Source organism: Streptomyces sp. P9(2023) (assembly GCF_032436795.1).
Taxonomy (GTDB): domain Bacteria; phylum Actinomycetota; class Actinomycetes; order Streptomycetales; family Streptomycetaceae; genus Streptomyces.
This window is the reverse complement of the sequence record NZ_JAUPWM010000086.1, coordinates 1-1,673: the sequence shown is the minus strand read 5'-3', so window position 1 is coordinate 1,673 and position 1,673 is coordinate 1. Positions and strand designations below refer to the sequence as shown.

Genomic DNA, 1,673 nt, shown 5'->3' with positions numbered 1-1,673 from the left:
GGCGAAGCGAAGTACCGAAAGGGAAAAGAAGTAGTCTGCTTAACATTAAGTTGGACTTGCTAGGGATACGGCAAGTTGCCTTACGCGGGCTTTGTGAGCGGTCTGCGGTGAACGAATAGTAGCCGTAGTTAAATGAGTTTGCCACGACTGGAGGCGGTAGTCCAGTCCGGTGTCTATACATATACGGCAGTCCATTGCGGGCTGTCTATTTATTTAGGAGGTGTGCCATGGCTAGAGCAGACAAACAAGGACCCCACCGTGTGGCTTTTGAAAGAAACAAGAAGCGCATACTAAAGACAAAACACACCTGTGGAATCTGCGGTCAAGATGTAGACAAGACGCTTGCTTATCCGCATCCGTTGTCTCCAGTGATTGACCATATCATTCCAGTATCAAAAGGTGGTCATCCTAGTTCGCTAGAAAATTTGCAACTTAGTCACATGGGGTGTAATCGTCAAAAGTCAGATAAAATGTTTGAAAACCCAAGCGAACCGAAAGTATTAGGTAATAGGAACCTGCCACACAGCATAGATTGGACAACTTATAAAGCATAAAAAAAGCCAGACTATTTGTCTGACTTCTTCTTGTTTAGATATTCAATTAGTGCTTCATTTACTATCTTAGCTTGTGGAATCATAGTTTTATCCGAGTACTCACGTAACCGTTCTATCAGTTCCTCATCAAGTGTATAAGTAACTCTCTTCTTAGCCATTTAATGCACCTCCTTATAGATACAATATTGCCATACAAACATTGCAAATGCAAGTCTAATATGATACAATATAAGTATGTCAAGGAGGTAATAAGAATGATAAAGAGATGTGACATATGTAATACAGAGTTCAAAACAATAAACCCTATGAAAAAGTACTGTTCCCCAGAGCGTGCAAAGCAAGGCGTGAAGGTCAGAGGTGCCAATAGAAGGGGAGCTGATATTATAAAGGATTGCCCAATATGCGGGGAACGATTTGAGACAAGGAAGAATGGAGCACTAACAAAGTATTGTTCTAAAAATTGTTCTGATGAAGCTAGAAGAATAAGGAATAGGGATAGATGGAGAGAAGCTAACCCTGGGTGGGATGATGGAACTAACAAGGCATGTGAATGGTGTGGACAGGCTTTTACAGTACCAGCAAGGAATGCACACATAGCAAGATTCTGTAGTGAAGAATGCAAAAGCAGGTCAAAGGGTCATATGCCATTAGAAAAATATAAAATTATTTTAGAGAAGCAAAAACAAGACACTGCAGAAAGAAAAGAAAGACAGCGATTGATTAAAAAAATATATCAATTACTTAAAAAAAGAAATTAATATTAAAGAAAAAGAAATCGAGGAACAAAATAGAATTGCTTTATTAACAAGAGAGTGTGTAGAATGTGGAGATATATTTTATAATCCATCTCCTAATGTCTTAGTATGTTCCACAGAATGTAGTCGCAAACGAAACAGAAGAATATCAAGAACTATATACAAGGGGAGAATAAACAATAGTAACTTAGTGGATAAAAGCATTACATTAACAAAGCTATACAATAGGGATGATGGCATGTGTTACTTATGTGGCATACAATGTGATTGGGATGATAAAGTGATAACAGATAAAGGGTATACAATAGTTGGTAAAAGCTATCCATCAATTGAACATGTGATTCCTTTATCAAAAAATGGAAAG

3 protein-coding genes are annotated in these 1,673 nt (G+C 38.0%); 2 read left to right on the top strand and 1 reads right to left on the bottom strand.

Features of this window, described 5'->3' with window-relative positions; all coding sequences use genetic code 11:
- Window positions 1-227: 227 nt before the first annotated feature.
- On the top strand, window positions 228-554 hold the full coding sequence (locus tag Q5762_RS36695) for an HNH endonuclease signature motif containing protein (protein WP_315887772.1): 327 nt from the start codon (window positions 228-230) through the stop codon (window positions 552-554).
- Window positions 555-565: 11 nt separating this feature from the next.
- Here the strand turns inward: Q5762_RS36695 and Q5762_RS40125 are convergent, their stop codons facing one another.
- Window positions 566-712 carry a ribbon-helix-helix domain-containing protein gene (locus Q5762_RS40125; RefSeq protein ID WP_399495511.1) on the bottom strand — a complete coding sequence of 49 codons (147 nt, stop codon included), beginning with the start codon at window positions 710-712 and terminating at the stop codon, window positions 566-568.
- 96 nt (window positions 713-808) lie between these two features.
- Between Q5762_RS40125 and Q5762_RS36690 the strand changes: the two genes are divergently transcribed.
- Entirely contained in the window at window positions 809-1,312 is a 504-nt protein-coding gene (locus tag Q5762_RS36690; protein ID WP_315887773.1) for a hypothetical protein, read from the top strand.
- The last annotated feature ends 361 nt before the right edge of the window (window positions 1,313-1,673 follow it).